This is a genomic window from Streptomyces sp. NPDC001732 (assembly GCF_053596315.1).
The window spans coordinates 1-4492 of record NZ_JBSFFY010000152.1 but is presented as its reverse complement, the minus strand read 5'-3'; the positions used below and the strand labels follow the sequence as shown (position 1 = coordinate 4492).

The following is a 4492-nucleotide window of genomic DNA, read 5'->3' as shown; positions in this document are numbered from 1 at the left end:
CTGATTCGTGACCGACGGTGCTACCAGGTCACACCCCCAGTGACAGCGGCGGCTTGACATCAGCATTGGGAAGCACCTGGACGAAGTCTTCATCAGAATCAACGGAGAGCAGAAGTACCTGTGGCGGGCCGTCGACGCCGACGGCAACGTGCTCGACATTTTGGTCCAGAACCGGCGGGACACCGCTGCGGCCAGGCGCTTCTTCCGCCGCCTGCTGAAGACAACCTGCTCGGTGCCGAGGGTAGTCGTCACGGACAAGCTGCGTTCCTACGGGGCGGCCCACCGCGAGCTGATGCCCTCGGTCGAGCACCGTGCCCACAAGGGCCTGAACAACCGGGCCGAGAACAGCCACCAGCCCACCCGCCAGCGCGAACGCGCCATGAAGGGATTCCGCAGCATCGGTGGAGCACAGCGGTTCCTGTCCGCGTTCAGCGGCATCTCACCCCACTTCCGGCCCCGCCGCCACCTGATGACCGCCGCCCCCTACCGCGCCGAGATGACCACCCGCTTCGCCATCTGGGACCAGATCACCGGCGCTGCAAGCCGGCCCATCACGGCCTGACCCCAGGCCCGAAACGCAAGCCCACCACACCCCGACGCCCCATCAGACACTCACACACCCAACAACGTGACAGCGCCCCCAGAAGGACCGGCAAGCCGTCAACGAAACCGGCTCCCGCACGGCGTGGAGGATGGGGCTGCGGCCCGGCGACGTGGTCATGCACGCGTTCGTGCTCAACATGTGGATCGCCGGCCTCGGACCGCTCGACGTCCTGCAGAACTTCGGGGCGACCACGGTCCCGATCGGGGCCGAGAAGGCGTCCCGGTTCGCCGCCGTGGCCAGGCACACAAAGCCGGTCGCGGCATTCATGACGCCGTCCTACGCCGAGTACCTGCTGCACAAGATCCCGGAGGAAGCCGGCGTCGACCCCGCAGGTCTCGGCATCCGGCGGATCGCGCTGTCCGGTGAGCCGGGCGCCGGCGTGCCGGAAATCCGCGAGCGCATCTCGCGGGGATTCGGTGGTGCCGAGATCTACGACGGGATCGGTGCGACCGGTGCGGTCTTCAAGGCCGCGATCTCCTGCGAGGCGCACGAGGGCATGCACTTCGTCGCGTCCGACTACACGTTGTTCGAAGTGCTCGACCCGTCCACGCTGCAGCCGCTGCCGCTGGAGGACGGGGTGGAGGGCGAAGTCGTGCTCACCGGGCTGGAGAAGGAGTGCGCGCCGTTGGTGCGGTGGCGGGACAAGGACCGGGTTCGCGTGCACACCAAGCCGTGTGCCTGCGGCCGGCCGGGTTTCCGCATCGAGGTCCTGGGCCGATCCGACGACATGCTGTTGGTGCGCGGGGTCAACGTCTATCCACACGCGATCAAAGACGTCGTCACGAGCTTCGCGCCCAGAGTCACCGGCAACATCTGCGTCGTGCTCGACGCCGCACCGCCTGTGGCGCCGGCACCCCTGCCACTGCTGGTCGAGGTTCCGGACGGCGTCACGGACGAGCCGTACTCCGCGAGAGCATCGAGCAGGCGATTCACGACCGGTTGCGCTTCACCGCGAACGTGCAGCTGCGGCGCACGGCGGAGTTCAACGAAAGCGTCGGCCGGACCTTCAAGCAGACGCTCATTCTCCGCAGAGACCTGACGTCGTGACCACCACGAGCGGCTCCAGGCTGCACCGGCGCATTGCAGTGGCGACCCTCACGGGCACCGCACTGGAGTACTACGACCTCTTCGTCTACGCGGCGATGGCCGCCCTCGTCTTCCGCACCCAGTTCTTCCCCAGCCACGATCCGGCCACCAGCACGCTCACGTCGTTCGCGACGCTCGCGGTCGGCTATTTCGCGCGACCGATCGGCGGCATCGTCCTGTCGCACATCGGTGACCGGTTCGGGCGCAAGCCCGCGCTGCTCCTCTCCCTGATGCTCGCCGGAGGCAGCACGACTCTGATCGGTGTGCTGCCGACGTACGGATCGATCGGGCTGGCCGCACCGATTCTGCTGACGGTACTGCGGCTGGTGCAGGGTTTCGGTATCGGTGGCGAGTGGGGCGGCTCGGCCACGCTCGCACTGGAACATGCGCCCGCCGATCGTCGAGGGTTGTGGACGAGCTGGACCGGTGCCGGCCTGACCCTCGGCGCGGTGATCGCCACCGGCGTCATCGCGTTCATCACGTCGGTCATGAGCGCGGACGCGTTCACGGCCTGGGGTTGGCGGATCCCGTTCCTTCTCAGCGCCGTGATCATCGTGGTGGGCGCCGTCCTCCGGCACCGTCTGGAGGAAAGCCCCGAGTACCGGGCGCTGCGAGCCGAACAACGGCCGGCCACGGTCGTCGAGAAGCTGCCGCTGGCAATCGTGCTGTCCCGGCACTGGCGCCCGCTCCTGCTGTGCGTCATGCTGCCGGCCGCCACGTTCGTCAGCGCGGGCGTCCTGAACACGTGGGGCACGACCTACACCACGACCGATCTCGGGATGTCCCAGAGCACGGTGCTGGCCATGCAGGCCATCGCGAACTGCGTGGCGACGATCGCCATTCCCTGCTTCGGATATCTGTCCGATCGTACCGACCGTGCCCGGCTCGTCGCGATCGGCGCCGGCACCGCGCTCGTTCTCGTCACGCCGGCCTTCTTCCTGCTGCGCACCGGCGTACCCGTGCTGTATCTGCTGGCCCAGTTGATGATCACGATTCCGCTGATGTTCCTGACGGTATCTCAGCAGGCGCTGCTGCCGGAGAGCTTCCCGACCGAGGTGCGCTACTCGGCGGTCTCCCTCGCGTTCCAGCTCACGGCGGTGCTGCTCGGCGGGTTCACGCCACTGCTCGCCGCGGCCCTCCACTCCGTCGGCGGTCTGTTCGCGGTCGGTGTCCTCCTGGCCGTCGCTTGTGCCTCGACGCTCGTTTCGGCGCTGGTCATGTCGCGGACGCGAAGGCCGGCACGACAGCTGCTCGGCGCGCCACAGGTCGTTGCGGGCGGGATCACCGAGTGATGGACGCATACGGATCGGAAATGCACCTCGCCCGCGGGCCCTGCCTACGGGGACCACCTGCACGGACGCCTCACCCGAGGCGGGCGAGCCCGGCTGGCCGGGCGTCGACGCCCCCGGCTCGTCGCTGCCTCCCGGGCCCACCGTGCCGGCCGCGGCCTTACGAGCTGGTGCGTGATAGTCGCGGGTGATGTGTTCTTGCTGGTGGGTGGCATGATCTGGATGTGGCGATCATGCTCAGTCGGACGGTTCTCGCGCATCAGGTGTTCACAGGCGTCTCCCGGGGTCATCCCGTCTCTCTGGTTGAGGAGTTGGCGGGACCGTGGCAGGCCGTGGTCGAGGGGCGTCGTCACGAAGCTCGCGGCGGGGCCAGGAAGCGCGAGGCAGGAGCCGGTGCCCCGCATCGGCTGGTGTTCGTCGACCGGCTCGTGGCCACGCTGATTCACCTGCGGCACGATTTGCCGCATGCGGCGTTGGGGCTGTTGTTCGGCGTGGACCGCTCCACCATCACCCGTGCGATCGCCGAGATACGAGGGCTGCCGGCCGAGCGGGGATGCGCGGTCCCGGACCGGCCCGGCCTGCGGACCCTGGCGGATGTGTTCGCATACGCCCAGGCCGAGGGCATCGAGCTGCGGCTGGACGCCACCGAGGTCCAGGTCCGCCGGCCCCCGGCCGGCCGCGACGGGCGCCGTGCGTTCGTCTCGGGCAAGAAGAAACAGAACACTATGAAGGCCACCGTCGTCGCCGACCATCAGGGCCGCACGCTCTGGACCGGCGCCCTGCGATCAGGGCGGATGCACGACGCAACCGCCGCACGCAACGAAGGCATCAGTACCTGTTTCCAGCACTTTCGCGACGTGGAGGTCCTCCCGGACGACGGCTGTCCCGGGCTCCGCCACGACCATCCCGGCCAGGCGGTGACCCCGCCCGGGAAGGGAAACAAGATCAGCCCGCCCGAGGTCCTCGAAGCCCGCCTACGAGCCCGACACCGGCACTCCTCGAAGCGCATCACCGTCGAACACGCCCTCGCCGATCACAAACACTGGAAGCAACTGGTCCGCTGGACCCACCGCCGGGAGAACCCGCCCGCCACCTACCGGGCCATCGCCGGCCTCGTCTCCGACCGCAACACCACCGGCTGACACAAACCCGCAGCACAAGCCCCCACGTATCCAATGCAATCACGCACCAGCTCGTAACAGGCGCCCGCCAACCGACGTCTTCCGCAGGGGAGGAGTGGAATCAGCCGGGGCGGTGTCGCCCGGCGGGCGGCAGCCGTCACAGGCGGCAGCCGAAGCCGTCACAGGTGGTGCCCGAAGTCGTCGGAGGCGGCTCGTGGAGCAGCCCGTCGGAGGCGGCTTCCGAAGCCGTCGGCCGCGTACTCCCTGCGGGCCGCCGCCCCTCGCCGGGGCGGCGGTCGTCCTGTCCGGGCACAGCTCATAAAACCTGGACTCGCGGCGGGAAACCATGAGTCCATGGGATCCGCGCGGGCCGGATCGGCTTGTCGGGGAAG

General features: G+C 68.7%; 3 protein-coding genes and 1 pseudogene. All 4 read left to right on the top strand.

Going from position 1 to position 4492, the window contains the following annotated elements:
- Window positions 1-73: 73 nt before the first annotated feature.
- Window positions 74-562: pseudogene (locus tag ACWCXX_RS40620) on the top strand (IS6 family transposase); the annotation flags it as partial.
- Window positions 563-692: 130 nt separating this feature from the next.
- Window positions 693-1643, top strand: coding sequence for a phenylacetate--CoA ligase family protein (locus ACWCXX_RS40615; RefSeq protein ID WP_451136253.1), 951 nt, complete (start codon window positions 693-695; stop codon window positions 1641-1643).
- A 4-nt stretch (window positions 1644-1647) separates the two neighbouring features.
- Window positions 1648-2982, top strand: a complete 1335-nt coding sequence (locus ACWCXX_RS40610; protein ID WP_451136251.1) for an MFS transporter — start codon at window positions 1648-1650, stop codon at window positions 2980-2982.
- 230 nt (window positions 2983-3212) lie between these two features.
- Complete coding sequence (locus ACWCXX_RS40605) at window positions 3213-4121, top strand: transposase family protein (protein ID WP_451136249.1); 909 nt, start codon at window positions 3213-3215, stop codon at window positions 4119-4121.
- The last annotated feature ends 371 nt before the right edge of the window (window positions 4122-4492 follow it).